The sequence below is a fragment of the Streptomyces sp. NPDC052682 genome (assembly GCF_040678435.1).
Classification (GTDB): Bacteria; Actinomycetota; Actinomycetes; order Streptomycetales; family Streptomycetaceae; genus Streptomyces.
On record NZ_JBFATS010000014.1, the window covers coordinates 78,188 to 104,201 of the forward strand.

A 26,014-nucleotide genomic window follows, 5' to 3' on the forward strand; every position below is an offset into this window, starting at 1 on the left:
GACCGCCCCGGCGGAGCCGTGAAGGGCCGATGGTCACTGCCCGGGCGGCGGCTCGTCCCGGTGGTGGTCGGAGCCGTCCGCGTGTCCGGTCCTGCCGTGGGTGCTCTTGACATGGGCGCGCAGCCGGGCCGTGACGTCGTCGGGCGGCAGGAAGCGCGACCACCGCTCGGGGAACTCCGAGGGCATGTCGGGGTCGGCCTCCCCGGCGGCCGCGGCGCGGGCCACGTACTCGGCGACCTGGGCCTGCCGCAGCCGCTCGTTGGCCTCGCGGGCCGCCGCCGTGGCGGCGGCCGGCCAGACCCGGTCGATGGCGGCGTTGACCGCGGCCCCGACGAGCACGGCGAACGCGGACACGCCGATCCACAGCAGCACGGCGACCGGCGCGGCGAGGGAGCCGTAGATGGTGGGGCCCTCGACCGTGCTGGTCAGGTAGATGCGCAGCAGGAAGCTGCCGAGCACCCACATGCCGAGGGCGACCAGCGCGCCCGGTACGTCCTCGACCCACGGGGAGCGCACGGGCACGGACACGTGGTAGAGGGTGGTCAGGAACGCGATCGACAGCAGGATCACGACGGGCCAGTACAGGATCTGCACCACCGTCGTCGACCAGGGCACGATCCGCACCACCGCGTCCGGCCCGGCCACCATCAGCGGCAGCGCGACCGAGCCGATCAGCAGGGCGACGATGAACAGCAGGAAGGCCAGCAGGCGGGTCTTGACGATGCCGCGGACGCCGTCGAGGCCGTACATCACGGTGATCGTGTCGATGAAGACGTTCACGGCGCGGGAGCCGGACCACAGGGCGAACAGGAAACCGATGGAGATGACGTCGGGCCGGCCGCCCTTCATCACGTCGTGCAGGATCGGCTGGGCGATCTCCTTCACGCCCCGGTCGGACAGGACCGTGCGGGCGGCCTCCAGCAGGTTGGTCTGGAGGCTCTGGATGGTGTCGGCGCCGGTCCAGGCGTCGACGTAGCCGAGCAGTCCGATCATGCTCAGCAGCAGCGGCGGCACGGACAGCAGCGTGAAGAACGCGGCCTCGGCCGCCAGGCCCAGGATGCGGTACTCCATGCAGGAGTTGACGGTGTCCTTGAGCAACAGCCAGGCGGTTTTGCGTTTGGAGACGTTCCGGTAGAGGGCTCTGGCCCGGTGGAGGCGGCCGGAGGGCCTGTCGGGGGTTTCACTTGCTGGCTGCACGCCCTAAAGGTATCCGTCGCGCCAGGTCGCGCTCACCCGCAGTGTCCGTGAGGTGAGCTCGGGGTACCGCGGGGTACGTTCGCAGACATGGCACGCAGCACCCACACCGTGGCCAACCAGCCACCGCCGCTGACCGGCTACGACGTTTTCTCCGCCGACCGGGCCCTGACGGCGGCGGTCCGCCGGCACCTGGACCCCGGCCTGCTCGACGAGGCGCTCGGGGAGCTGTCGGCGCACGGGCGGACCTCGGGTTCGGCGCAGGTGCAGGAGTGGGGGGTGCAGGCCGACGAGAACCCGCCCCGGCTGCGCACCCACGACCGCTACGGGCACCGCGTCGACGAGGTCGACTTCCACCCGGCCTGGCACCGGCTGCTGGGCAAGGGCGTCTCGGCGGGGCTGACCTCGGCGTGGAACCGGCCGGGCGGGCATGTGCGGCGGGCCGCCGCGTTCCTGGTGTGGACGCAGGTGGAGGCGGGCAACACCTGCCCGCTGTCGATGACGCACGCCGCGGTGCCCGCGCTGCGCACCGACCCGCAGCTCGCCGCCGAGTGGGAGCCGCGGCTGACGTCGACGGTGTACGACCGGGGCCTGAGGCCCGCCCACCTCAAGGCCGGGGTGCTGTTCGGGATGGGCATGACGGAGAAGCAGGGCGGCAGCGACGTACGCGCCAACACCACGACCGCCCGGCCGCTCGCCGAGGACGGCACGTACGAGCTGACCGGGCACAAGTGGTTCTGCTCGGCGCCGATGTCCGACGCCTTCCTGGTCCTCGCCCAGGCGCCGGGCGGGCTGACCTGCTTCCTGGTCCCTCGGGTGCTGGAGGACGGCACCCGCAACGTGTTCCTCGTCCAGCGGCTGAAGGACAAGCTCGGCAACCGGTCCAACGCCTCCGCCGAGGTCGAGTTCGACGGGACCTGGGCGCGCCGGGTGGGCGAGGAAGGGCACGGGGTGCGCACCATCATCGGCATGGTGGCGGCGACCCGGCTGGACTGTGTGCTGGGCTCGGCGGGGCTGATGCGGCAGGCCGTGGCGCAGGCCGTGCACCACTGCGCGTACCGGGAGGCGTTCGGCGGGAAGCTGATCGACAAGCCGCTGATGCGCAACGTCCTCGCCGACCTGGCGATCGAGTCGGAGGCGGCGACGACGCTGGCGCTGCGGCTGGCGGCCGCGTACGACGCCGGCAGCGAGCAGGAGCGGGCGCTGCTGCGGATCGCGGTGCCGGCGGCCAAGTACTGGGTGACCAAGCGCTGCCCGTCGGTGGCGGTGGAGGCCGCCGAGTGCTTGGGCGGCAACGGGTACGTCGAGGAGTCCGGCATGCCCCGGCTGGTGCGCGAGTCGCCGCTGAACTCGATCTGGGAGGGCGCGGGCAACGTCCAGGCGCTGGACGTGCTGCGGGCGCTTCAGCGGGAGCCGCAGGTGCTCGACGCGTACCTCGGGGAGGTGGGGCAGGCGCGGGGCGCCGACCACCGCCTCGACGGCGCCATCAAGAACCTGCTGACCGAACTCGCCGACCTCGGCGGTGTCGAGGCCCGGGCCCGCCGCCTGGTGGAGCGGCTCGCCCTGGTCCTCCAGGGCGCCCTGCTCGTCCGGTACGCGCCCCCGGAGATCGCCGACACGTTCTGCGCGTCCCGCCTGGGCACGGACGCGGGGGCGTCCTTCGGCACCCTGCCGCCGAGTCTGGATCTGACGTACGTGGTGGAGCGGGCGCGTCCGGTGCCCGCCTGAGCGGAGGGCGGCACGCCGGAGAAAAGGCGGGGCACGCCGGAGGCAAGGGGTGGTGCTGCGCCGACACGGCACCACCCCCCGCCGCACTGGCCCGTTCGAGCCGTCGACGCCGCTCAGCGGCGTCGCTCCATTCTCGGCCCCGGGGCGGGCCGTTCACCAGGGTTGCAAGGGGTTGCAACTTGCTGCTGTCTGTGTGCGGACTGTGCGCCTGAGCCGCGGCGGACGGCACCATGGAACGGACCGGACTTCCAGGAGGCCCCGTGGCACCGACGCCGTTGGACGTGACGCAGCTCGCCGCCGTCGACACGGCACGGGCGGCCCGGGTGCTCAACGAGGTCCGCTCCGCCACGCTCTCCGGTCAGCGCGCCCCCGTACCGCCCCGGCCGGTGATCGGGCAGTCCTGGGAGCGGATGCTGCGCCGCGGTGTCGACCCGGACCACGGCGTCAGGGCGGGGCTGCTGTCCCGGGAGGAGGTGCGGCGGCGGCGCGAGGCCTCGGTGCTGCGGCATGTGCTGCCGGTGTTGCGGGAGGGACTGCTGTCGGTCGCGGACGTCGCCCACCACATCATGGTGGTCGCCGACGAGGAGGGCCGGGTGCTGTGGCGCGAGGGCAGCGCGCCGGTGCTGCGCAAGGCCGACGGGCTCGGTTTCGAGCCCGGCGCGGACTGGCGTGAGGACGTCGTCGGCACCAACGGCGTGGGCACCGCGGCGGTGGCCCGCCGCCCCGTGCAGGTCTTCGCCTCCGAGCACTTCGTACGGTCGCACGCCACCTGGACCTGTGCCGGTGCGCCGCTGACCGACCCGCGGGACGGCCGGCTGATCGGCGTGGTGGACGTCAGCGGCCCGCTGGAGACGATGCACCCGGCGACGCTGGCCTGGGTGGAATCGGTGGCCCGGCTCGCCGAGGCGCGGCTGCGCGAGATGCACCTGGAGTCGCTGGAGCGGCTGCGCGCGGTGGCGGCCCCGGTGCTGGCCCGGCTCGACGGGCGGGCGCTGGTGGTCGACGCGGACGGCTGGACCGCCGCGGTGACCGGCATGTCGTACACGCGGCGGGTCGGACTGCCCAAGGCGCCGTCGCCGGGCCCGGCCTGGCTGCCGGCCCTGGGGATGTGCACGCTGGAGCCGCTGGCCGGCGGCTGGCTGGTACGGCCCGACGAGGAGCCGGTGCCCGGCGGTGCCGCCCGGATCGTGCTGGACCTGAGGCAGCCGCGCCGCTGGTCGCTGGAGGTCTTCGGCGGCGCGGGCAGCTGGAGCCGGGAACTGAGTCCCCGGCACGCCGAGTTGCTGTACCTGCTGGCCGTGCACCGGCCGGGGCGCGGTGCCGCGGGCCTGGCGGCGGACCTGTTCGGCGACCCGGCCCGTACGGTGACGGTCCGCGCCGAGATGTCGCGGATCCGGCGCTACCTCGGGGCGCTGCTGGAGCACCGGCCGTACCGGTTCCACGACGAGGCGGAGGTGGAGGTGCTGCTGCCCGAGGACCCGCGCGATCTGCTGCCGCACTCCACGGCACCGGCGGTGGGCAGGCGGCGGGCCGCCCTCCACACGCCCTGAACCCCCGGCCGGGGGGGTGGCGCAGGCTGGCGTCTTCGGCGGATGTGCGGCATCCCGTTCCGGACCCTCCTTGCCTGCCGTAGCATCCCTTGACGGGCCACCCCACCTGCTCCTGCGTCAACGTACGGAACATCAGGCGCAGTTGGCTCGCCTCGGGAGGATCGATGAAGCATCGCGGCAGACACCGCCGGCGCAGGCGGGGCAAGGCGCTGCGCGCCGCCCTGGCCGGGACGGCCCTCGCTCTCACCGCGGCCGCCACCCTGATCAGCGCCTCGCAGGCCACGGTCGCCGGCGACCCCGGGGCGCTCAAGCCCCTCACCGGGCCCGACGGCACCGCCGCGCTGCGGCTCACCGAGGACCGGGTGCCGCGCCCCTGGCTCGACCGGCTCGCCTCCGCGATGGGCCGGCCCGTCGGGGTCGGTGACGCCCTGGCGGACGCCGACCGGACCCTGACCGACGCGGCCGACTGCCCGGCCGCCGAGAAGCAGGCCCTGCCCGTGGAGCCGGCGGCCACGCGCGCGTACTGCTGGGGCGCCGCCGACACGAAGGGCTGGCGGCCCGGCGCGGTCACGACCTCCGGCGACGCGGACGACGACGGCCGGTGGGGCGACCACCGGGTGATCCTGTCCGCCTGGTCCCGCGACACCGGCACCGCCGCCGACGGCCAGGCCCGGGTCGCCTTCGTCGACGCGAGCGACCCGGCGGACGTCACCTACACCTGGGCGCTGCTCGCCGTGCCCGTCGACGGGGGCCGGGACTACCGGGCGCTGCTGTCGCCGGTGTCCGGGATGGTCTGGTACCAGGACAAGCTGCTGGTGACGGCCGGTTCCGGTGACCGCGAGGCGCTGTATGTCTACGACGTGCACCGGATCCAGCGGGCCACCGTCGGCACCGACGCGGTCGGCCGGGTGACCGGCGGCTGGGCGGCGGCCGGCGCCCGGTTCGTGCTGCCCGCCGTCGCCTCCTACCGGCTGCCCGCCGGCCCGGGCGTCCCGCGGCCGGACAGCATCTCCCTGGACCGCAGCACGGCACCGGACAGCCTGGTCGCGAGCGAGCGGGTGCCCGCGGACGCGGGGCGGCCCACCCGGCTGTGGCGTTACGCGTTCAGCGCGGACCCGGCCCGCTCCGGGCTGCTCGCCACCGACTCCACCGGGCACGTGCCGGTGGTCGAGGCGTTCCGGACGAAGACGACCGACGTGCGCGGTGTGCTGGCGTACGGCTCGGCCTGGTACCTGGCCGGCGCGGCCCGGGAACCGGGCGGGCACGGCACGCTGTGGCGGCAGGACACCAGCGGCGCGCAGGCCACCGAGTGCGGTGCCGACGCCACCCGCCGCTGCTGGAGCGGCCGGCCGGGCCCGCTGTCGTACGGGGAGAAGACGGGCGAGGTGTGGTCGCAGTCCGGGCGCATGCTGTTCGCGCTGCCGCTGGAGTCGATCGACCGGTCCGTGGACTAGCGGCTCACGTCCTGGACACCCTTCGCGCTCTGTTCGACAGATCGGCGCGGCGGATGGTTCCCTGACCGGCATGAGCACCCTCGCCGTGACCACCTGGTCCCTGGAGCAGACCGCGCCGGCCGACCTGCTGCCGGCCGCCGGACCGGAAGGCGACGTCCGTATCGTCCGCTCCCAGGTGCCCTCGCCCGAGTTCAGCCGCTTCCTGTACGCCTCGGTCGGCGGCGACATCCACTGGACGGACCGGCTGAGCTGGTCGTACGCGCGGTGGCGGGAGTACCTGGAGCGACCCGGGGTGGAGACGTGGGTGGCGTACGACCGGGGCACGCCCGCCGGGTACGTGGAGCTGGAGCCGCAGGACGACGGGGTGGTGGAGATCGTCTACTTCGGGCTGCTGCCGGCCTTCCGCGGCCGGCGCATCGGAGGGTACCTGCTGTCGTACGGCACCGCCCGCGCCTGGGACCTCGCGGAGCGCTGGCCGGGGCTGGCGCCGACGAAGCGGGTGTGGCTGCACACGTGCAGCAAGGACGGTGAGCACGCGATGGACAACTACCTGCGCCGCGGCTTCAAGCTGTTCGACACCAAGGTCGAGGAGGAGCCCGAGGCGGCCGCACCGGGTCCGTGGCCGGGCGCATACCCGGCCTGACCTGCGCGGACAAGATGTCTCGCACAGCATGTGACCAACGACACGCCCGTCTTGCATAACGAGACAGGGATGTCCACATGACGGACGAAGCTGGACTGTGTCCAGATCGCCGTGACACGCTTCCGTCATGTCTGGAACTGGAATCGCCTTGGTGAGTCGACGGCACGTCGACCTCGGCCGCATGTCCAGCGCCATCTGTCCGGCGCGCTGAGAGCTGGTCAGGACCCTCCAGCAGCCCGGCATCCTCGTCTTCCCCCTGATTCCCGCGCAACGGCGCGCGAGGCAGCACCTTCCTGCCCGTGCGCCCCCGCAGCGCAGGTCAGAGCCGATTCCCGCCTGTCCCGAAGGACGAATTCACCATGGCCGCCACCCCGCAGAACCCTGCCGCCGCGACTCCCCGCCGCAAGGTGAGCCGTCACCGCGGTGAGGGTCAGTGGGCCGCGGGGCACTTCACCCCGCTCAACGGCAACGAACAGTTCAAGAAGGACGACGACGGTCTCAACGTGCGGACACGCATTGAGACGATCTACTCCAAGCGGGGCTTCGACTCCATCGACCCCAACGACCTGCGCGGCCGCATGCGCTGGTGGGGTCTGTACACCCAGCGCCGTCCCGGCATCGACGGCGGCAAGACCGCCGTCCTGGAGCCGGAGGAGCTGGACGACGAGTACTTCATGCTGCGCGTCCGCATCGACGGCGGTGCGCTCACGACGCGTCAGCTGCGTGTCATCGGGGAGATCTCGCAGGAGTTCGCGCGCGGCACGGCCGACATCACCGACCGGCAGAACGTCCAGTACCACTGGATCCGCATCGAGGACGTGCCGGAGATCTGGAACCGGCTGGAGGCCGTGGGCCTGTCCACCGTCACCGCCTGCGGCGACACCCCGCGCGTGATGATCGGCTCCCCGGTCGCCGGCATCGCCGAGGACGAGATCATCGACGGCACGCCGGCGCTGGAGGAGATGAAGCGCCGGGTGCTGAACAACAAGGCGTACTCCAACCTCCCGCGGAAGTTCAAGACGGCCATCTCGGGCTCGCCGCTGCTGGACGTCGTCCATGAGATCAACGACGTGGCGTTCGTCGGCGTACGGCACCCCGAGCACGGCCCGGGCTTCGACGTGTGGGTCGGCGGCGGCCTGTCCACCAACCCCAAGCTGGGCGTCCGGCTGGGCGCCTGGGTGCCGCTCGAGGAGGTCCCGGACGTCTACGAGGGCGTCCTGTCGATCTTCCGGGACTACGGCTACCGGCGCCTGCGCACCCGGGCCCGTCTGAAGTTCCTGGTCGCCGACTGGGGCGCGGAGAAGTTCCGGCAGGTGCTGGAGGACGAGTACCTGGGGCGCAAGCTGGTCGACGGGCCGGCGCCGGAACAGCCCGTGCAGCAGTGGCGCGACCACATCGGCGTGCACCGCCAGAAGGACGGCCGGTACTACGTCGGTTTCGCGCCGCGGGTCGGCCGGGTCGACGGCACCACGCTCACCAAGATCGCCGACCTGGCCGAGGCGCACGGCTCGGGCCGGGTCCGTACCACGGTCGAGCAGAAGATGATCATCCTCGATGTCGAGGAGGGGCAGGTCGAGTCCCTGGTCGACGGGCTGGAGGCGCTGGACCTCACCGCCCGGCCCTCGGCGTTCCGGCGCGGCACCATGGCGTGCACCGGCATCGAGTTCTGCAAGCTCGCCATCGTGGAGACCAAGCAGCGCGGTTCGTCGCTCATCGACGAACTGGAGCGCCGGCTTCCGGAGTTCGACGAGCCGATCACCATCAACCTCAACGGCTGCCCGAACGCCTGCGCCCGTATCCAGGTCGCGGACATCGGCCTCAAGGGCCAGCTGGTCCTCGACGACCGGGGCGAGCAGGTCGAGGGCTTCCAGGTGCACCTGGGCGGCGCGCTCGGACTGGAGGCGGGCTTCGGCCGCAAGGTGCGCGGCCTGAAGGTCACCGCCGAGGAGCTGCCCGACTACGTCGAGCGGGTGCTGAAGCGGTTCCAGCAGGAGCGCAAGGAGGGCGAGCGGTTCGCCGCCTGGGCGGCCCGGGCCAGTGAGGAGTCGCTGTCGTGACCGAGCGAGCCGCTCCGTTCTACTGCCCCTACTGCGGCGACGAGGACCTGCGCCCGGGCGAGCAGGGCCACGGCGCGTGGGAATGCGGGGCATGCAATCGAGCCTTCCAGCTGAAGTTCCTCGGGCTGCTGGCCCGGGGGCTGCGGCGAGCCGACGACGGAAGGGCTGAGATATGACGGCGATTCAGGAAGAGCGCGGCACCGAGGAGCTCAAGGAGCTCGCCGAGCGGGCGGGCCGCGAGCTGGAGGACGCCACCGCGCTGGAGATCCTCCAGTGGGCCGCCGAGACGTTCGGCAAGCGTTTCTGCGTGACGTCCTCGATGGAGGACGCGGTGGTCGCCCACCTGGCCTCCCGCGCGATGCCCGGCGTCGACGTGGTGTTCCTCGACACCGGTTACCACTTCCCCGAGACCATCGGCACCCGGGACGCGGTGGAGGCGGTGATGGACGTCAACGTCCTCACCCTCACCCCGAAGCAGACGGTCGCCGAGCAGGACGCCCAGTACGGCCCGAAGCTGCACGACCGCGACCCCGACCTGTGCTGCAAGCTGCGCAAGGTGCAGCCGCTGGAGGAGGGCCTCAAGGGCTACCTGGCCTGGGCCACCGGCCTGCGCCGCGACGAGTCCCCGACCCGGGCGAACACCCCGGTGGTCGGCTGGGACGACAAGCGGCAGAAGGTGAAGATCTCCCCCATCGCCCGCTGGACCCAGGACGACGTGGACGCCTACGTCGCCGAACACGGCGTGCTGACCAACCCGCTGCTGATGGACGGCTACGCCTCCATCGGCTGCGCCCCCTGCACCCGCCGCGTGGCGGAGGGCGAGGACGCGCGGGCCGGCCGCTGGGCGGGCCGGGCCAAGACCGAGTGCGGGCTGCACGGATGACCACGACTGATCAGGCGACCATTCAGGAGACCGACGTGACGAGCGGAGCCACCGTCTGGCTCACGGGTCTGCCGAGCGCCGGCAAGACCACCATCGCCTACGAGCTGGCCGGCCGGCTGCGCGCGCAGGGGCACCGTGTGGAGGTGCTCGACGGCGACGAGATCCGCGAGTTCATCTCGGCGGGCCTCGGCTTCTCGCGCGAGGACCGGCACACCAACGTGCAGCGCATCGGCTTCGTGGCCGAACTGCTCGCCCGCAACGGCGTGCTCGTCCTCGTCCCGGTCATCGCGCCGTACGCCGACAGCCGCGAGGCGGTGCGCAAGCGGCACCAGGCCAACGGCACCGCCTACCTGGAGGTCCACGTGGCCACCCCGGTGGAGGTGTGCAGCGAGCGCGATGTGAAGGGCCTGTACGCCAAGCAGGCCGCGGGCGAGCTGACCGGGCTCACCGGCGTCGACGACCCGTACGAGGAGCCCGCCGCGCCCGATCTGCGGATCGAGTCGCAGAACCAGACCGTGCAGGAGTCCGCGGCGTCGGTGTACGCCCTGCTCAGCGAAAGGGGACTGGCATGACGACCACCGTCGCCACCGTCACCGAGGAGACCGGCAGCCCGTACGCCCTCTCGCACCTGGACGCCCTCGAGTCCGAGGCGGTGCACATCTTCCGCGAGGTGGCGGGCGAGTTCGAGAACCCGGTGATCCTGTTCTCCGGCGGCAAGGACTCCATCGTCATGCTGCACCTGGCGCTGAAGGCGTTCGCCCCGGCGCCGGTGCCGTTCGCGCTGCTGCACGTGGACACCGGGCACAACTTCCCCGAGGTCCTCGACTACCGGGACCGTACGGTCGCCCGGCACGGGCTGCGGCTGCACGTCGCCTCCGTGCAGGACTACATCGACCGGGGGGTGCTCAAGGAGCGCCCGGACGGCACCCGCAACCCGCTGCAGACGCTGCCGCTGACCGAGAAGATCCAGAGCGAGAAGTTCGACGCGGTCTTCGGCGGCGGGCGCCGCGACGAGGAGAAGGCCCGGGCCAAGGAGCGGGTGTTCTCGCTGCGCGACGAGTTCTCCCAGTGGGACCCGCGCCGCCAGCGCCCCGAGCTGTGGAACCTCTACAACGGCCGGCACGCGCCCGGTGAGCACGTACGGGTGTTCCCGCTGTCCAACTGGACCGAGCTGGACGTGTGGCAGTACATCGCCCGGGAGGGCATCGAGCTGCCGGAGATCTACTACGCCCACGAGCGTGAGGTGTTCCAGCGGGGCGGCATGTGGCTGACCGCCGGCGAGTGGGGCGGCCCGAAGGAGGGCGAGATCGTCGAGAAGCGTCTCGTCCGCTACCGGACCGTCGGTGACATGTCCTGCACCGGTGCCGTCGACTCCGACGCCGACACCATCGACAAGGTGATCGCCGAGATCGCCGCCTCCCGGCTCACCGAGCGCGGCGCCACCCGCGCCGACGACAAGCTCTCCGAGGCCGCGATGGAAGACCGCAAGCGCGAGGGGTACTTCTAGAGATGAGCACGACCACGACCGAGGAGCTCTCGGCCACCACCCTGCTGCGGTTCGCCACCGCCGGTTCCGTCGACGACGGCAAGTCCACCCTGGTGGGCCGGCTGCTGCACGACTCCAAGTCGGTGCTGGCCGACCAGCTGGAGGCCGTCACACGCGCCTCCGCCGGCCGCGGCCAGGAGGGCCCGGACCTGGCGCTGCTCACCGACGGTCTGCGGGCCGAACGGGAGCAGGGCATCACCATCGACGTGGCCTACCGCTACTTCGCCACGCCCCGGCGCCGGTTCATCCTGGCCGACACCCCGGGCCATGTGCAGTACACGCGGAACATGGTCACCGGTGCCTCGACGGCCGAGCTGACCGTGATCCTGGTCGACGCCCGCAACGGGGTCGTCGAGCAGACCCGCCGGCACGCCGCCATCGCCGCCCTGCTGCGCGTGCCGCACGTCGTGCTCGCGGTCAACAAGATGGACCTCGTCGGCTACGAGGAGAAGGTGTTCGCGGCGATCGCCGAGGAGTTCACGGCGTACGCCACCGAGCTGGGCGTCCCGGAGGTCACCGCGATCCCGATCTCGGCGCTCGCCGGGGACAACGTGGTGGAGCCGTCCGCGAACATGGACTGGTACGGCGGCCCCACCGTGCTGGAGCACCTGGAGACCGTGCCGGTCAGCCACGACCTGGCGCACTGCCACGCCCGGCTGCCGGTGCAGTACGTGATCCGGCCGCAGACCGCCGAGCACCCCGACTACCGGGGCTACGCCGGGCAGATCGCGGCGGGCACCTTCCGGGTCGGCGACTCGGTGACGGTACTGCCGTCCGGGCGGGCCACGAAGATCGCCGGGATCGACGTGCTGGGCAAGCCGGTCGACGTGGCCTGGACGCCGCAGTCGGTGACCCTCCTGCTGGAGGACGACATCGACATCTCACGCGGCGACCTGATCGTGCCGAGCAAGGACGCGCCGCCGACCACCCAGGACATCGAGGCGACCGTGTGCCACGTCGCCGACGAGCCGCTCAGGGTCGGTCACCGGGTGCTGCTCAAGCACGGCACCCGCACGGTGAAAGCGATCGTCAAGGACATCCCCTCCCGCCTCACCCTCGACGACCTGTCCCTGCACCCGCACCCGGGGCAGCTCGTCGCCAACGACATCGGCCGGGTGAAGGTCCGCACCGCCGAGCCGCTGCCGGTCGACTCCTACGCCGACTCGCGGCGCACCGGCTCGTTCATCCTGATCGACCCGTACGACGGCACCACGCTCACCGCGGGCATGGTCGGCGAGTCGTTCGCCTCCCCGGAGCCGGTCAAGGACGAGGGCGACGACGACGGGTGGGACTTCTGACATGAACCCCGCCGACTTCTACTCCACGTTCGCGAAGGAGGGCGGCCGCGTCGGCAGCGGTGCCCTCGGCAGCGGGCAGGGCGGAGTGGCGCGATGTGTGCGCTGACGTACGCGCACCGCTTGCGCGCCCCGTCCCCCCACCCGACGTCCCGGAAGCGACGAAGACCCTGTGCCGACCTCCCGGCCACGACCTGAAAGACCGTGACCGCCGGGCCGACGAGAGGAAACGCCTCCCGTGCCTGCCAAGATTTCCCTGCGCCGCACCTTCGCGGTGATCGCCGCCCTCCCGCTGCTCACCCTCGCCGCCTGCGGCTACGGGTCCAAGGCCGACGACAAGTCGCCCGAGCAGAAAGTCGCCGCCGGGGCGAAGAAGATCGACGGGCTCGACTCCGTCAAGATCGGCTACTTCGGCAACCTCACGCACGCCACCGCCCTGGTGGGAGTCCAGAAGGGCTTCTTCCAGAAGGCGCTGGGCGGCACCGAGGCCAAGTACCAGATCTTCAACGCCGGCCCCTCCGAGATCGAGGCGCTGAACTCCGGGTCCATCGACATCGGCTGGATCGGCCCGTCCCCGGCGATCAACGGCTACACCAAGTCCGACGGCAAGAACCTGCGCATCATCAGCGGTTCGGCGTCCGGCGGCGTGAAGCTCGTGGTCAACCCGAAGAAGATCAAGTCGCTGAAGGACGTCAAGGGCAAGCGGATCGCGACGCCGCAGCTCGGCAACACCCAGGACGTGGCGCTGCTGAACTGGATCGCCGAGCAGGGCTGGAAGGTCGACGCGCAGAGCGGCAAGGGCGACGTCTCGGTCATCCGCACCGACAACAAGGTCACCCCGGACGCCTACAAGTCGGGCTCCATCGACGGCGCGTGGGTGCCCGAGCCGACCGCGTCCAAGCTGGTCGCCGAGGGCGCGAAGGTGCTGCTGGACGAGTCCTCCCTGTGGCCGGACAAGAAGTTCGTGATCACGAACGTCATCGTGTCGCAGAAGTTCCTCGCCGCGCACCCGAAGGCCGTCGAGGCCGTGCTGAAGGCCTCGGTCGAGACCAACAAGTGGATCAACGCCAACCCCGACCAGGCGAAGGCCGCGGCCAACAAGCAGCTGGCGATCGACTCGGGCAAGGAACTGCCGGCGAAGGTGCTGGACCCGGCCTGGACGTCCATCCAGTTCACGAACGACCCGCTGGCCTCGACCCTCAACACCGAGGCGCAGCACGCGGTCAAGGCCGGCCTTCTGGAGAACCCGAAGCTGGACGGCATCTACGACCTCACGCTGCTGAACAAGGTCCTCAAGGCCGAGGGCGAACCCACCGTCGACGACGCCGGCCTCGGCGCCAGCTGAGTCCGCACGAGTCCGCATCCGAGAGTTCCCAGGAGGTGACGACCATGGCCACCACGATCGTCAAGGCCGAGAACGCCGAGGCCGTCGAGCACGCCGCGCGCATCGACCACGTCTCGAAGTCCTTCGCCGGGCCCGGCGGGCAGCAGCTCGTCCTGGACGACATCAGCCTCGATGTCGCTCCGGGCGAGTTCGTCACCCTCCTGGGAGCCTCGGGCTGCGGCAAGTCGACGCTGCTGAACCTGGTGGCGGGCCTCGACCAGCCCTCCGCCGGCAGCATCACCACCGACGGGCGGCCGGCCCTGATGTTCCAGGAGCACGCCCTGTTCCCGTGGCTGACCGCGGGCAAGAACATCGAACTGGCCCTGAAGCTGCGGGGGGTCGCGAAGAGCGAGCGGCGCGGCCGGGCCGAGGAACTGCTCGAACTGGTGCGTCTGAAGGGCTCGTACGGCAAGCGGGTGCACGAGCTGTCCGGCGGTATGCGCCAGCGCGTGGCGCTGGCCCGGGCGCTCGCCCAGGACAGCCGGCTGCTGCTCATGGACGAGCCGTTCGCGGCGCTGGACGCCATCACCCGGGACGTGCTGCACGACGAGCTGACGCGGATCTGGGCGGAGACGGGGGTGTCGGTCCTGTTCGTCACGCACAACGTGCGCGAGGCCGTCCGGCTCGCCCAGCGCGTGGTGCTGCTGTCGTCCCGCCCGGGCCGGATCGCCCGCGAGTGGACGGTCGGCATCCCCCAGCCGCGCCGCATCGAGGACGCGCCCGTCGCCGAACTGTCCCTCGAGATCACCGATGTACTGCGTGGGGAGATCCGCCGTCATGGCCAGCACTGAGACGACCGACACGACGGACGCCCCCGCCAAGGACGGCCTCGGCGGTCTGGAGGCGGGCCTGGACGCCCTGGAGACCAGGAGCGCGGGCCGTACGCCGTTCCGGGTGACCTTCTTCGACAAGATCCTGCCGCCGGTCCTCGCCGTCGCCGTGGTCCTGGTGGTGTGGCAGGCGCTGATCTCGCTGAAGATCGTCGACGACCCCAGCAAGCTGCCCTCCCCGGCCGCCGTGGGCGCCGAGTTCAAGGACGCCTGGCTGCGGGGCGACCTCCTCGGCTACATCTGGACCAGCGTCTCGCGCGGCCTGCTGGGCTTCCTGTTCGCGCTGGCCATCGGCACCCCGCTGGGGCTGATCGTGGCCAGAGTGAAGTTCGTGCGCGCCGCGATCGGCCCGATCCTGTCCGGTCTGCAGTCGCTGCCGTCGGTGGCGTGGGTGCCGGCCGCGGTGATCTGGCTGGGGCTGACCAACGGCGCGATGTACGCGGTGATCCTGCTCGGCGCGGTCCCCTCCATCGCCAACGGCCTGGTCTCGGGCGTCGACCAGGTGCCGCCGCTGTTCCTGCGGGCGGGCCGCACCATGGGCGCGACGGGTCTGAAGGGTGCCTGGCACATCGTGATGCCGGCGGCGCTGCCCGGCTACCTGGGCGGGCTGAAGCAGGGCTGGGCGTTCTCCTGGCGGTCGCTGATGGCGGCCGAGATCATCGCCTCCTCCCCCGATCTGGGCATCGGGCTGGGCGCGCTGCTGGAGAACGGCCGCACCAACAGCTCCATGGCGATGGTGTTCGAGGCGATCATCCTCATCCTGTTCGTCGGTATCGCCATCGACCTGCTGATCTTCAGCCCGCTGGAGCGGCGGGTGCTGCGCAGCCGCGGCCTGCTGGTGAAGGGCTGAGCCTGGTGTCCGGTGAGCCGGTGCTCCTCGTCATCGCCCACGGCAGCCGCGACCCGCGGCACGCCGCGACGGTGCACGCCCTGGTGCGCCGGGTGCGCGCGCAGCGCCCCGGTGTCCGGGTGGAGACGGGCTTCCTGGACTTCAACGTCCCCTCCGTGCAGGGAGTCCTGGAGTCGCTGGCGGCGCAGGGCGTCCGGGACGTGGTCGCCCAGCCGCTGCTGCTGACCCGCGCGTTCCACGCGAAGGCGGACATCCCCGCGGTCCTGCGGGACGCGCCGCGGCGGCTGCGGATCCGGCAGGCGCAGGTGCTGGGCCCCTCCCCGCTGCTGCTCGCCGCGCTGGAGCGGCGGTTGTCCGAGGCGGGGCTGGCCCCCGCCGACAAGTCCTCGACCGGGGTCGTGCTGGCCTCGGCGGGGTCCACCGACCCGGAGGCGATCGCAGTGATCGCTGATATCGCGCGGGAGTGGCGGCACACCGGTTGGTGCGCCGTGCGGCCTGCGTTCGCCTCCGCATCCCTTCCCCGTACGGAGGACGCCGTACGGGAGCTGCGGGCGCTGGGCTGCGCCCGCGTCGCCGTCGCGCCCTACGTCCTGGCCCCCGGCTTCCTGCCGGACCGCATCGCGCGGGGCGCGGCGAAGGCGGACGTCCTGGCGGAGGTGCTGGGTCCGGCACCGGAGGTGGCCCGGCTGCTGCTGGACCGGTACGACGAGGCCCGGCTGCCGGTGCGGGCGGCGCTCGGCGCCTGAGCCCGGCCCGTCGGCCGAAGCGCAGCTGTCCCGTGCGGGTGCGCTCGGGCGCGAACCGAGCCGGTGGGTTCTCAGTGGGCCGATCCGGCCTCGGCAGCGGCCTTGTCCGCCAGTGCCACCAATTCCTCCAGCGGCATCGAGCCCGGCGCCCGCCGCTCGCGCGCGAAGGTGTTGGCGAGGTGCTGGAGCAGTTCGTTCAGCGGGGTCGGTACGCCGTGCAGCCGGCCCAGCAGGACGATCTCGCCGTTGAGGTAGTCGGCCTCGATGGTGCCGGTGCCCCGGCTGAGGGACTGCCAGGAGGAGCCGCCGCTGCGGGGGACGCCGTCCAGCGGCACCTGACGGACCTTGTCGCCGCGCACCGCGCGCTGCTCCTGCTCGCCGGCGTACGGGATGCCGGCCGCGTCGAGCACCGCCTCGCCCTCGGCGCGCACCCGCGTGTACAGCGCCCGGGCCTCGTCGCTGCCGACCGGGCCGGTGACGGCCTCCAGGGAGTTGGCGAGGTTGGCCAGCAGCTTGGCGTACTGCCAGCGGGCGACGTCCGGCACGACCGGGGCCTCGAAGTGCGCCGTCTCCAGGTCGGCGGCGATCCGCCGGGCGGTGTCGTCCGTGCCGTGCGGGTACCGGCCCAGGTGCAGGATGCCGGTGAGCGGGGTGCCGGCCGCGGCGACGACGCCCGGTTCGATGTGGGTGGCGGGCAGCCAGACGCAGACGCCGTACACCCGCCGGAAGCGGCGCAGGGCCAGGCGCTGGCTCTCCACGCCGTTCTGTGCGCACACCAGCGGCAGCGTCCCGGCGGCGGTGCCGCCGCCCCGCACCGGCGCCGGTCCCCAGGTGCGCAGGGCCGCCTCGGTGTCCTGCGTCTTGACGGCGAGCACCAGCACGTCGTCCTCGCGCAGCTCGCCCAGCGCGGCCGGTCCGTCGACGACCGGCAGCCGGCAGGTCAGTTCGCCCTGCGGGACGCGCAGCCGCAGCCCGTGCTCCCTCAGCGCGTCGCGGTGTGCTCCCCGTGCGACCAGCACGACCTCGTGCCCGGCCTGGGCCAGCCGTCCGCCGACGACGCCGCCGACGGCCCCTGCTCCGATGATGATGTAGCGCATGGGAGGAGCCTCGCACAGACGGGTGTACGGTCCACCCATGATCGATCAGACGTTCGCCGTCGGCGGGGAGATACGGGTCCGCCGCCTGGGCTTCGGCACCGCCAGCTCACCGGTCCGGGCTACTCGGGTCCGCGCGGCGGCCGAGGGGACGTGGTGGCGGTGCTGCGACGCGCCGTCGAGCGCGGGGTCACGCTGATCGACACGGCGGACAACTACGGCCCGTCGATCGCCGAGGAACTGATCGCCGAGTCCCTGCACCTCTACCCGCCAGGGCTGTTGATCGCCACCAAGGGCGGAGTCGTACGGACCAGCGACCGCTCCTGGCACGTGGACGGACGGCCGGAGCGGCTGCGGGCCGGGTGCGAGGCGAGCCTGCGGCGGCTGCGGCTGGACACCATCGGCCTGGATCAGCTGCACCGGCTCGATCCGCAGGTGCCGATGGCCGAACAGCTCGGCGCCCTGGAGGAGTTGCGGGCGGAGGGCAAGAGCCGGCACATCGGTCTGGACACGGTGACGGCCGAGCAGTTGTCCGCCGCCCTGGCGGTGACGGACATCAGCTCCGTGCCGAACCGCTACCACCTGCTCGACCGGGCCTCGGAGCCGCTGCTCGGGCTGTGCGAGGCGCGCGGCATCGCGTTCCTGCCGTGGTTTCCGCTCGGCAACGGGACGCTGACGGTCCACCCGGTGTGCGCCGGCCTGGCCGCCGCGCACGGCGCCACCCCGTCCCAGATCGCCCTGGCCTGGCTGCTGCACCACTCCCCCGTCCTGTGTCCGACCCCGGGCACCGGGTCACTCGCCCACCTGGAGGAGAACCTGGACGCGGCGGCCGTACGGCTGACGGCGGACGACCTGGCCGCCTGGACACGCTGGGGAGTTGACCCTGCCACCGTGTCAGGGTCGAAGCTCAACGGCATGGACGACGACTTCTACCTGAGGCAGACGCCGTACAGCGACCCGGGCCACCTGGACACCGCGGGGCTGCCGGGCGATCCGGAACAACTCGCCGGTCTGGTCAGGGACTTGATCATCCACCGGGGCGAGGGCGAGCGCTTCGGGCACACCATCCCCGCGCCACGGCTGCACACCGACGCCGAGTCGCGGTACGTCACCGGGCTGCTGCGCGTGCTGCGCGAGCGCCGGGACGCACCGCTGAGCGAACCCCGGGCGCCGCGGGAGCGGTTCGTGGGCACGTGCCGGGACTTCGCGCTGCTGCTGTGCTCCCTGCTGCGGGCGACGGGGACACCGGCGCGGCTGCGCTGCGGCTTCGCCACCTACTTCACCGAGGGCCGGCACGAGGACCACTGGGTCACCGAGTACCGTGCCTCGGACGGTGGTTGGCGGCTGGCGGACGCGCAGGTCCACCACGCGTACGACGGCCTGCCGTTCGACCCGGTGGATGTGCCCCGGGACCGCTTCCTCGTGGCGCCGGACGCCTGGCGGGCCTGCCGGTCGGGGCGGGCAGCACCCGACAGCTTCGGGTTCAGTGGTCTCCCCTGGGCCAGGGGCCTGTGGTTCGTCCGCGCGAACGTCCTGCGCGACCTGGCCGCCCTGAACGGCGTCGAGGTGCTGCCGTGGGACTGCTGGGGGCCGGAGATCCTCGACGACAGCCGGCTCACGGCGGACGACCTCGCCCTGATCGACACGGTCGCCGCGGCCACCGACGAGGGAGAACTGCGGCGCCTGTACGAGGATCCCCGCCTGGCCGTCCCGGACGTCGTCACCTCGTACACCACGTACCTCGGCGTACGGAAGGTCACTCTTCCGGCCCGGAAGGGCACTCCTCCGGCCCGGAAGGGCACTCTTCCGGGCCGCTGAACGGCGTGGCCTGGTGGAAGTAGAGCTGCCAGCCCTGCCGGGTGCGGCGCCACAGGGAGCTGCGGTGGGCCCGGCGGCCGCCCGCGTCCGTGTCGTACGTGAGGTGGACCAGGTCGGCGGCGAGCTGGACGCCCCGGATGCGGGAGGCGGTGATCGGCGGGGCGTCGGAGCCGGCGGTGTCGGCGAGCATGGCGATGATCGCCGCCCGGTCCCAGACCCTGCCGGAGGCGCCGAACTCGTGGAAGTCCGGGTGCAGCAGGGCGTCCACCCGCTGGGGCGAGCCGCGGACCGCCCCGTCCAGGAGGGCCAGTTCCGCCTCGACGGCCGCGGCGACGGCGGGCGTGCGGTCAGTCACCGGTCAGCTCCACCAGCTTCACCACCGTGTTCCAGTTCCGGGACGTGGCGATCAGGCCCTTGGTGATGCGGGGCTTGGCCAGGTGCTCGGCGAGCTTGGAGCGGCCGAGGCCCTCCGGGACGTACAGGTACAGCGCGCGGTCGCCGAGCCGGAACTCCTCCGGGAGGTAGGCGTCCTGGTCGATCTCCGCGAAGCGCTCCGGGGTGACGGGCGCGGAGAAGTAGGTGACGTGCAGCTGCTTCGGCGCCAGGTCGGCGGCCGGGAAGGGGCAGGCCTCGGCGACCGCCTTGAGATAGGCGTGGTCGCGGACCAGCACGTCGACACCGAAGCCGAAGTGCCGTTCGATGGCCTGGGAGATCTCGGCGGCCAGGGAGTCCTCGTCCCCGTGGTCCGGCACGAACACGGCCTGGCCGCTCTGGAGATAGGTGCGTACGTCGCCGTGGCCGAGGCCTTCGAGGACGGTGCGCAGGTCGGCCATCGGCACCTTCTTGCCGCCCACGTTGATGCCGCGCAGCAGCGCCGCGTACTTGGTCGTCATCCGCTCACGATAGAGCGGCCGTCGTGCCCCGTGGGGGTGGGCACGACGGCCGCGTCCGCGCGGGGCGGCCTGCGCGAAACTCTGGCCGACCGGCCGGGCGATGATCAACCGCTTCCCGTTTCTGTGACCCATGTAACACGTGTCAGTACGGGCGGCCCCGCAGGGGGCGTCCCCCGACAAGCCCCGGTAGATGTAAGGGGCCGCTGTCCTCCCCAGTGCGGAGGGCCCGGTCTCCGGGGGGATGAGTTCCGGCCGCGGCGCTTCACCGGCCAGCACGACGAGATGGCTTTATCCCGCGCATACCTTCGAACGAAGGGTGGCGGCAGGGGGCCGGCACCGGATACGAGGGGGCAAGCCCGTCATGGGGACCGTCATGGGAAACGGAGAAGCGCCGGTGCGGGGCCTGGCCGCGCGCGCCGGCGGCTGGAGTGCGCGGCACCGATGGGCGGCCGTCGGCATCTGGGTGCTGTTCGTCGTCCTGGCGATGGGGCTCGGCTCGGCCGCGGGCCGCGTCGACGTCAAGGACAGCGACCAGCTGAAGGGGGAGACACACACCGCCGCGAAGATCATCGAGGACGCCGGGATCGAGGAGCCGGCCGGTGAGACGGTACTGATCCAGGCGAAGGGCGCCGGCCCGAAGGCCACCGACGAGGAGTTCCGCTCCGCCGTCACCCAGGTGATGGAGGCGGTCGGGAAAACCGGCCGGGTCACCGCCGTCACCTCGCCGTACGACACGAAGACGATCTCGAAGGACGGCCGCAGCGCGCTGGTGCAGTTCGACGTGCGCGGTGAGGCGGAGACCGCGGGCGAGCGCGTGGCGCCGGTGCTGGAGGCCGTCGAGGAAGTCCAGAAGGAGCACGGCTCGCTGCGGATCGAGGAGATCGGCTCCGCGAGCATGATGAAGACGTTCGACGACGCGTTCGGGGACGACTTCCAGAAGGCCGAGTACTCCGCGGTGCCGGTGGCCCTCGGCATTCTGCTCATCGCCTTCGGCGCGCTGGTGGCGGCGCTGCTGCCGGTGGCACTGGCGATCACCGCGATCATGGCGACGATGGGCCTGATGGGCGTCGTCAGCCACCTGGTGCCGATGACGGACGCCGCGAACTCCGTGATGCTCCTGGTCGGCATGGCGGTCGGCGTCGACTACTGCCTGTTCTACCTGCGCCGCGAGCGCGAGGAGCGGGCCGCGGGACGGGACGCCCGCACGGCGCTGCGGATCGCCGCCGCGACCAGCGGCCGGGCGATCGTGGTGTCCGGCATCACCGTGTGCGTGGCGATGGCGGGCATGCTGTTCACCGGCATCGCCGAGTTCGAGGCGATGGGCCTGGCCTCGCTGATGGTCGTGGCGGTCGCCATGGTGGGCTCCGTGACGGTGCTGCCGGCGCTGCTGTCGCTGCTGGGCGACCGGGTCGAGAAGGGCCGCCTGCCGTTCCTGCGCCGCCGCCGGGACCACGGCGACGGGCAGAGCCGGTTCTGGACGGCCGTGCTGCGCGGGGTGCTCGCCAAGCCGGTGGTCTCGGTGGTCGTGGCCACGGGCGCGCTGCTGGCCGTCGCGGCTCCCGCGGTCGGCATGAAGACCCAGAACCTCACGCTGGACCAGGAGTTCGGCGACTCGCTGCCCATCGTGCAGACCTACGACCGGCTCAACGAGGCCTTCCCGGGCGGCTCGGAGCCGGCCGAGGTGATCGTCAAGGCCGACGACATCAACGCGCCCGAGGTCAAGGCCGCGCTCGCCGGCTTCCGTGAGCGGGCGATCAGTTCGGGCGCCTCGCGCGGCCCGGTGGAGATCAAGCTGCATGACGCGCAGAACCTCGCCTTCGTGTACGTGCCGCTGGTCGGCGGCTCCGACCTCGACAAGGCGGGCGCGAGCCTGGAGAAGCTGCGCGAGGAGGTGCGGCCCGCCACGCTCGGCAAGGTCGACGGCGTTCAGGCGCCGATCACCGGGCAGGTGGCCGGCTCGAAGGACTTCAACGACCAGCTCGGCGGAGCCGTCGTCCCGGTCTTCGCCTTCGTCGTGGTCTTCGCCTTCGCGCTGATGCTGCTGTCGTTCCGCTCGCTGACGGTCGCGATCACGTCGATCCTGCTGAACCTGCTGTCGGTGGGCGCGGCGTACGGCATCCTCGTCGCGGTGTTCCAGCACGGCTGGGGCGCGTCCCTGGTGGGCGCGGAGGGCGTCGGCGCCATCATCTCCTGGCTGCCGCTGTTCCTGTTCGTGATCCTGTTCGGCCTGTCGATGGACTACCACGTGTTCGTGGTGTCCCGGATCCGTGAGGCCCGGCTGCGGGGCCGTACCACGACGGACGCGATCCGGCACGGGGTGGTCACCACCGCCGGGGTCGTCACCAGTGCCGCGGTCATCATGGTCGCCGTGTTCGCGATCTTCGGGACGCTGTCCATGCAGTCCATGAAGCAGATGGGCGTCGGCCTCGCGGCCGCGGTGCTCATCGACGCGACGGTCATCCGCGGGGTGCTGCTGCCGGCGGTGATGGCGCTGCTCGGTGAGCGCAACTGGTACCTGCCGAAGTGGCTGCACCGGCTGCCCGACCTCACCCACGACGAGGCGCCTGAGGGCGCCGTGGCGCCGCCCTCCGGGCGGGGCGAGGCGGAGCCGCTGAAGGTCTGACCCGGTCCGGATTCCGTCCGACAAGGCCCCTTGGGCTCGGGGTCCAGCCGGTCGGCACCGGCCTTGATCCTTCGTGATGGTCCCCCGACGAGGTCGGGGGACCATTCGTTGTCGATGGCGCAAGGCGGGCCCCGCGTTCTTGTGGGCGGCTCAGCCGCGCACGCCCCGCACCGCCCCGCTTGTCCTGCGGGTGATCCGTTCAGGGTCAGCCGGAGACGGCATACTCGTCGGCCGCGTCAAGCGCCTTGTCCAGAATGGCGAGGCCTTCCTCCGCCTCCTCGTCGGTGATCGTGCACGGCGGGACCAGATGGATCCGGTTGTAGTTGTAGACCGGCCACATGCCCTGCTCTTTGCACGCGGCCACCACCTCGTCCACGGGACGGTTCTGGGCGCCGGTCGCCGCGTAGGGCACCAGCATCTCCCTGGTCTCGCGGTCGCGCACGAGCTCCACCGCCCAGAAGACGCCCATGCCGCGCACCTCGCCGACGGAAGGGTGCCGCGCGGCGATCTCACGCAGACCGGGGCCGAGCACCTCCTTGCCGATCCGCGCGGCGTTCTCGACGATTCCCTCGTCCCGCATGGTGTTGATGGTCGCCACGGCCGCCGCGCAGGCGAGCGGATGGCCGGAGTAGGTCAAGCCACCGGGATAGGCGATGTCACGGAAGGTCTCATGGATGGCGTCCGAGATGATGACGCCGCCCAGCGGTACGTATCCCGAGTTGACGCCCTTCGCGAAGGTGATCAGGTCGGGGGTGACTCCCCAGTGGTCGACCGCGAACCACTCGCCGGCGCGGCCGAAGCCCGACATGACCTCGTCGGCGATGAAGACGATGCCGTACCGGTCGCACAGCTCACGGACACCGGCCAGGTATCCCTGAGGAGGAACGAGGATGCCGGCCGTGCCGACGATCGTCTCCAGCACGATCGCGGCGACGGTGGAGGGCCCCTCGAAAGCGATGACTTGCTCCAGGTGGGCGAGTGCGCGGGCGCACTCCTCCTCTTCGACCGTGGCGTGGAAATGCGAGCGGTACAGGTACGGGCCGAAGAAGTGCGCGATGTTGCCGCAGGCGCTGCCGGAGTTCTCATTCGCCCAGCGCCGGGGATCACCGGTCAAGCCGATCGCGGTCGAGGTACCGCCGTGGTAGGAGCGGTAGGTTGAGAGCACCTTCGGCCGGCCGGTGTGCATCCGGGCCATCCGGACCGCGTGTTCGTTGGCGTCAGCGCCACCGTTGGTGAAGAAGACGTGGTTCAGGTCGCCGGGCGCGAGTTCGGCGATGAGCCGCGCCGCCTCGCTGCGCTGGTCGTTCGCGAAGATCGAGGCGATCATGCAGATGCGGTCGGCTTGTGCCTTGATCGCGTCGACGACCTTCGGGTGACCGTGGCCGATGTTCGAGTTGATGAACTGCGAGGCGAAGTCCAGATAACGCTTGCCCGTGTAGTCCCAGAAGTGGCGGCCCGAAGCACCGGCGACAGGTAGCGGGTTCACGCTGCCCTGCGCGGCCCAGGAATGAAAGAGATGGGCACGGTCCAGAGCGCGGATCCGCTCGCCTTCTTCCGGGTCGGGCAGGCCCGGGCCGAGTTGGCTCATCGAGGTCTCAGAAGTCATCACAATCTCGTTTTCGTATCGTCCAGGAGCATGGAGCTCTCTTGCGAAAGGAAGTGGTAGATGTCGGCGCTGGCCGTTTCCATGAGCGTCCTGCCCGCCCCGCCGACGGACCTCAGACGTTCCTTGTGAAAGGCCAGGGTGGCATCGGAGAACGGTAGGGACGCGGTGTCGGCAAAGCGGATGGCACCGCCGCTGTCCCGCTGAGGCATGATCCGCGAGTGGGCGTGGATGCTGGCGCTGAACGGAATGTCGAGCTGCCCCTCGCGAAAGGCCAGCGCAATACCCGCCAGAATGTCGGCAGAACCGAGCACCGGCTCGATGAGCTCCGCCACCTCGCGTTCGATCCAGTACTTCTCCTCCGCCACGCGGTCCTCGTCGATCCGGACGAAGTCCAGCAGTTCAGAGGCACCGATGCGGGCGGCCTGAATCCCATCGGCGTTCGCCGTGGAATCCGGTATTCCGAAGGCTTCCTGCGTGGTCTTGCTGATCACTTTCGTCGCACGGCCGAGCCGGGCCACCAGACCACCGCAGAGGATGAGCGCGCGGGCGAAGGCGGGAGTCCGCGGAAACACCCCCATGAACTCGTGCAGCACCGGGAAGACTTCGACATCCTCGGGCAGATAGCGGGCGGCGAGCGTACGGATGGCACGCAGGGCAGCAACGTCCTGGTGCACCTCACCACCCTGCGGATAGGACAGGGACAGGCACCGCACCCCCTCGCGGGCCGCCGCACACGCCTCCAGCAGGGTGACCGCAAGGCTGATCGAGGGCGGCACCAGCACAGCGGTGAGGGTGCCGAAGAGTTCCCGGTCCACCACCACCCCGTGTCCGGCAAGCCACCCGCACAGGGCGTCCACCTGCTGCCAGTCCCGCAGCGACACGGACAGCGGTACGTCCTTCGAGTACGGCAGGTTGTAGCCGATACCGCCACCCTCGAACGAGGTGATGCCCGAGGCCAGTGCCACCGCGAAGAGGTCCCGGCCGTCCGGCGATCCGTGCCGGATCTCCAACGGCACGCCGACCGCCTCGACCAGCTCACGTCCTCGTCGCCACCCGTGGGCCACCAGCGGGTACCCGTTGAGGTCCAACGGGTTTGCCCGAAGCAGCGACTCGGCCGTAGTGAACCGCTTCAGCCGGGTGTGCGCATCAATAGTGACCGACAGCATGCCGGGACGGGCTGGTTCCAGATCGCCAAGCAGCCGCAGCATCGCTTGGTGACCGCCCACCCCGCATCGCGGCTGGACCAGAGGACGGCGGGCTGCCTCCGCCTGCCGCAGGACCTCGACGGCGTGTGCCCGCCCGGGTGCGGTGAGATAGGCCACCGTCTCCGTCCAGTCGGGCAGTTCGGCCGCGACGGACAGACTGAGCTCCATGCCGTGCAGGTCAGCCATGCTGGAGTGCTGCGATCCGGGCCGAGCGCAACCGGTCCAGAAGCAGGACGAGTTCGTCGGACGCGTCGAGCAGGTGGTCGATGCCGAGGTCGCGCAGCCGTTGCAGATCTCCGTCGGTCTTGTGACTGCCGACCGACAGGTTGCCGCCGACGATGACCGGACAGCGGAGCCGGCCTGCCGCCCGCAACTCCGGAAGCCTGCGCAGGTCGTGATGAGCATGCCCGTTGAGGCTGCCGATCAGGACCGCTTCGACGTGGGGCCAGGCTTCGGCCGCCGCCGCGAACTCCTCCAGCGGTGTGCACACCCCCAGGTTCACCACGGTGAATCCGTGCTGTTCCAGTTGCATGTTGATCAGTTGGTTCGCCACGGCATGCGCGTCACTCTCGGCGACGCCGAGGATGACAACGCGCACGCCGTCCCCGCATGATG

Annotated in this window: 24 protein-coding genes and 1 pseudogene; 18 read left to right on the forward strand and 7 right to left on the reverse strand. The window is 71.6% G+C overall.

The annotated features are described in order from the left end of the window. Positions 1-33 precede the first annotated feature (33 nt). Complete coding sequence (locus tag AB0K80_RS22690; RefSeq protein WP_365672372.1) at positions 34-1,197, reverse strand: YihY/virulence factor BrkB family protein; 1,164 nt, start codon at positions 1,195-1,197, stop codon at positions 34-36. 87 nt (positions 1,198-1,284) lie between these two features. On the opposite strand from AB0K80_RS22690, the gene AB0K80_RS22695 reads away from it, so the two are divergent. The 15 genes from AB0K80_RS22695 (at position 1,285) to AB0K80_RS22765 (ending at position 16,160) form a co-directional block, all read left to right on the forward strand. Continuing rightward, the gene (locus AB0K80_RS22695) at positions 1,285-2,922 is read left to right on the forward strand and encodes an acyl-CoA dehydrogenase family protein (protein ID WP_365672375.1); all 1,638 of its coding nucleotides are present in this window, start codon (positions 1,285-1,287) and stop codon (positions 2,920-2,922) included. 260 nt (positions 2,923-3,182) lie between these two features. After that, on the forward strand, positions 3,183-4,472 hold the full coding sequence (locus AB0K80_RS22700) for a GAF domain-containing protein (protein ID WP_365672376.1): 1,290 nt from the start codon (positions 3,183-3,185) through the stop codon (positions 4,470-4,472). Between the two features lie 164 nt (positions 4,473-4,636). Then, positions 4,637-5,926 (forward strand): hypothetical protein, encoded by a 1,290-nt coding sequence (locus tag AB0K80_RS22705; RefSeq protein WP_365672378.1) that lies wholly within the window; start codon positions 4,637-4,639, stop codon positions 5,924-5,926. A gap of 70 nt (positions 5,927-5,996) precedes the next feature. Beyond that, positions 5,997-6,569 (forward strand): GNAT family N-acetyltransferase, encoded by a 573-nt coding sequence (locus AB0K80_RS22710; RefSeq protein ID WP_365672380.1) that lies wholly within the window; start codon positions 5,997-5,999, stop codon positions 6,567-6,569. Positions 6,570-6,696: 127 nt separating this feature from the next. After that, positions 6,697-6,780, forward strand: coding sequence for a putative leader peptide (locus AB0K80_RS22715; protein ID WP_310591794.1), 84 nt, complete (start codon positions 6,697-6,699; stop codon positions 6,778-6,780). Between the two features lie 148 nt (positions 6,781-6,928). Beyond that, a complete protein-coding gene (locus AB0K80_RS22720; protein ID WP_365672383.1) occupies positions 6,929-8,626 on the forward strand; it encodes a nitrite/sulfite reductase in 1,698 nt (565 codons plus the stop codon). Next, positions 8,623-8,802: a hypothetical protein gene (locus AB0K80_RS22725; RefSeq protein WP_365672385.1), complete on the forward strand. Its 180-nt coding sequence runs from the start codon at positions 8,623-8,625 to the stop codon at positions 8,800-8,802. The genes AB0K80_RS22720 and AB0K80_RS22725 overlap by 4 nt, the downstream gene beginning before the upstream one ends. Beyond that, positions 8,799-9,509 carry a phosphoadenylyl-sulfate reductase gene (locus AB0K80_RS22730; RefSeq protein ID WP_365672387.1) on the forward strand — a complete coding sequence of 237 codons (711 nt, stop codon included), beginning with the start codon at positions 8,799-8,801 and terminating at the stop codon, positions 9,507-9,509. Before AB0K80_RS22725 ends, AB0K80_RS22730 begins: the two co-directional genes overlap by 4 nt. 35 nt (positions 9,510-9,544) lie before the next feature. Then, the gene (gene cysC / locus AB0K80_RS22735) at positions 9,545-10,081 is read left to right on the forward strand and encodes an adenylyl-sulfate kinase (protein ID WP_365672590.1); all 537 of its coding nucleotides are present in this window, start codon (positions 9,545-9,547) and stop codon (positions 10,079-10,081) included. Then, on the forward strand, positions 10,078-11,016 hold the full coding sequence (gene cysD / locus AB0K80_RS22740; protein WP_365672389.1) for a sulfate adenylyltransferase subunit CysD: 939 nt from the start codon (positions 10,078-10,080) through the stop codon (positions 11,014-11,016). Before cysC ends, cysD begins: the two co-directional genes overlap by 4 nt. Before the next feature lie 2 nt (positions 11,017-11,018). After that, positions 11,019-12,353, forward strand: coding sequence for a GTP-binding protein (locus AB0K80_RS22745; RefSeq protein WP_365672390.1), 1,335 nt, complete (start codon positions 11,019-11,021; stop codon positions 12,351-12,353). Between the two features lie 235 nt (positions 12,354-12,588). After that, a complete protein-coding gene (locus tag AB0K80_RS22750; protein WP_365672392.1) occupies positions 12,589-13,695 on the forward strand; it encodes an aliphatic sulfonate ABC transporter substrate-binding protein in 1,107 nt (368 codons plus the stop codon). A 44-nt stretch (positions 13,696-13,739) separates the two neighbouring features. Further along, positions 13,740-14,525, forward strand: coding sequence for an ABC transporter ATP-binding protein (locus tag AB0K80_RS22755; protein WP_365672394.1), 786 nt, complete (start codon positions 13,740-13,742; stop codon positions 14,523-14,525). Further along, the gene (locus tag AB0K80_RS22760; RefSeq protein WP_365672397.1) at positions 14,512-15,414 is read left to right on the forward strand and encodes an ABC transporter permease; all 903 of its coding nucleotides are present in this window, start codon (positions 14,512-14,514) and stop codon (positions 15,412-15,414) included. Before AB0K80_RS22755 ends, AB0K80_RS22760 begins: the two co-directional genes overlap by 14 nt. A gap of 5 nt (positions 15,415-15,419) precedes the next feature. After that, positions 15,420-16,160 carry a sirohydrochlorin chelatase gene (locus AB0K80_RS22765; RefSeq protein ID WP_365672399.1) on the forward strand — a complete coding sequence of 247 codons (741 nt, stop codon included), beginning with the start codon at positions 15,420-15,422 and terminating at the stop codon, positions 16,158-16,160. Between the two features lie 71 nt (positions 16,161-16,231). On the opposite strand, the gene AB0K80_RS22770 is transcribed toward AB0K80_RS22765, so the two are convergent. Next, positions 16,232-17,257 carry a 2-dehydropantoate 2-reductase gene (locus tag AB0K80_RS22770; RefSeq protein WP_365672401.1) on the reverse strand — a complete coding sequence of 342 codons (1,026 nt, stop codon included), beginning with the start codon at positions 17,255-17,257 and terminating at the stop codon, positions 16,232-16,234. 37 nt (positions 17,258-17,294) lie between these two features. Between AB0K80_RS22770 and AB0K80_RS22775 the strand changes: the two are divergent. Further along, positions 17,295-18,112: pseudogene (locus tag AB0K80_RS22775) on the forward strand (aldo/keto reductase); the annotation flags it as partial. A gap of 57 nt (positions 18,113-18,169) precedes the next feature. Beyond that, a complete protein-coding gene (locus AB0K80_RS22780) occupies positions 18,170-19,072 on the forward strand; it encodes a transglutaminase-like domain-containing protein (protein WP_365672592.1) in 903 nt (300 codons plus the stop codon). On the opposite strand, the gene AB0K80_RS22785 is transcribed toward AB0K80_RS22780, so the two are convergent. Beyond that, positions 19,011-19,427 (reverse strand): nuclear transport factor 2 family protein, encoded by a 417-nt coding sequence (locus tag AB0K80_RS22785; protein ID WP_365672403.1) that lies wholly within the window; start codon positions 19,425-19,427, stop codon positions 19,011-19,013. The two genes, AB0K80_RS22780 and AB0K80_RS22785, sit on opposite strands and share 62 nt — an antisense overlap. Then, positions 19,420-19,965 (reverse strand): DUF1697 domain-containing protein, encoded by a 546-nt coding sequence (locus AB0K80_RS22790; protein WP_365672404.1) that lies wholly within the window; start codon positions 19,963-19,965, stop codon positions 19,420-19,422. The genes AB0K80_RS22785 and AB0K80_RS22790 overlap by 8 nt, the downstream gene beginning before the upstream one ends. Before the next feature lie 373 nt (positions 19,966-20,338). Here AB0K80_RS22790 and AB0K80_RS22795 point away from each other — a divergent pair, with 373 nt between their 5' ends. Continuing rightward, entirely contained in the window at positions 20,339-22,588 is a 2,250-nt protein-coding gene (locus tag AB0K80_RS22795; RefSeq protein WP_365672406.1) for an MMPL family transporter, read from the forward strand. A 205-nt stretch (positions 22,589-22,793) separates the two neighbouring features. Here AB0K80_RS22795 and AB0K80_RS22800 read toward each other — a convergent pair whose 3' ends face one another. Genes AB0K80_RS22800 through AB0K80_RS22810 form a run of 3 tightly spaced genes read right to left on the reverse strand, consistent with a single transcriptional unit; the run spans position 22,794 to position 25,997 of the window. Beyond that, positions 22,794-24,176: an aspartate aminotransferase family protein gene (locus AB0K80_RS22800; protein WP_365672594.1), complete on the reverse strand. Its 1,383-nt coding sequence runs from the start codon at positions 24,174-24,176 to the stop codon at positions 22,794-22,796. A gap of 17 nt (positions 24,177-24,193) precedes the next feature. Then, complete coding sequence (locus tag AB0K80_RS22805; protein WP_365672408.1) at positions 24,194-25,585, reverse strand: methylaspartate mutase; 1,392 nt, start codon at positions 25,583-25,585, stop codon at positions 24,194-24,196. After that, the gene (locus AB0K80_RS22810; protein WP_365672410.1) at positions 25,578-25,997 is read right to left on the reverse strand and encodes a cobalamin-dependent protein; all 420 of its coding nucleotides are present in this window, start codon (positions 25,995-25,997) and stop codon (positions 25,578-25,580) included. The genes AB0K80_RS22805 and AB0K80_RS22810 overlap by 8 nt, the downstream gene beginning before the upstream one ends. Positions 25,998-26,014: the final 17 nt, after the last annotated feature.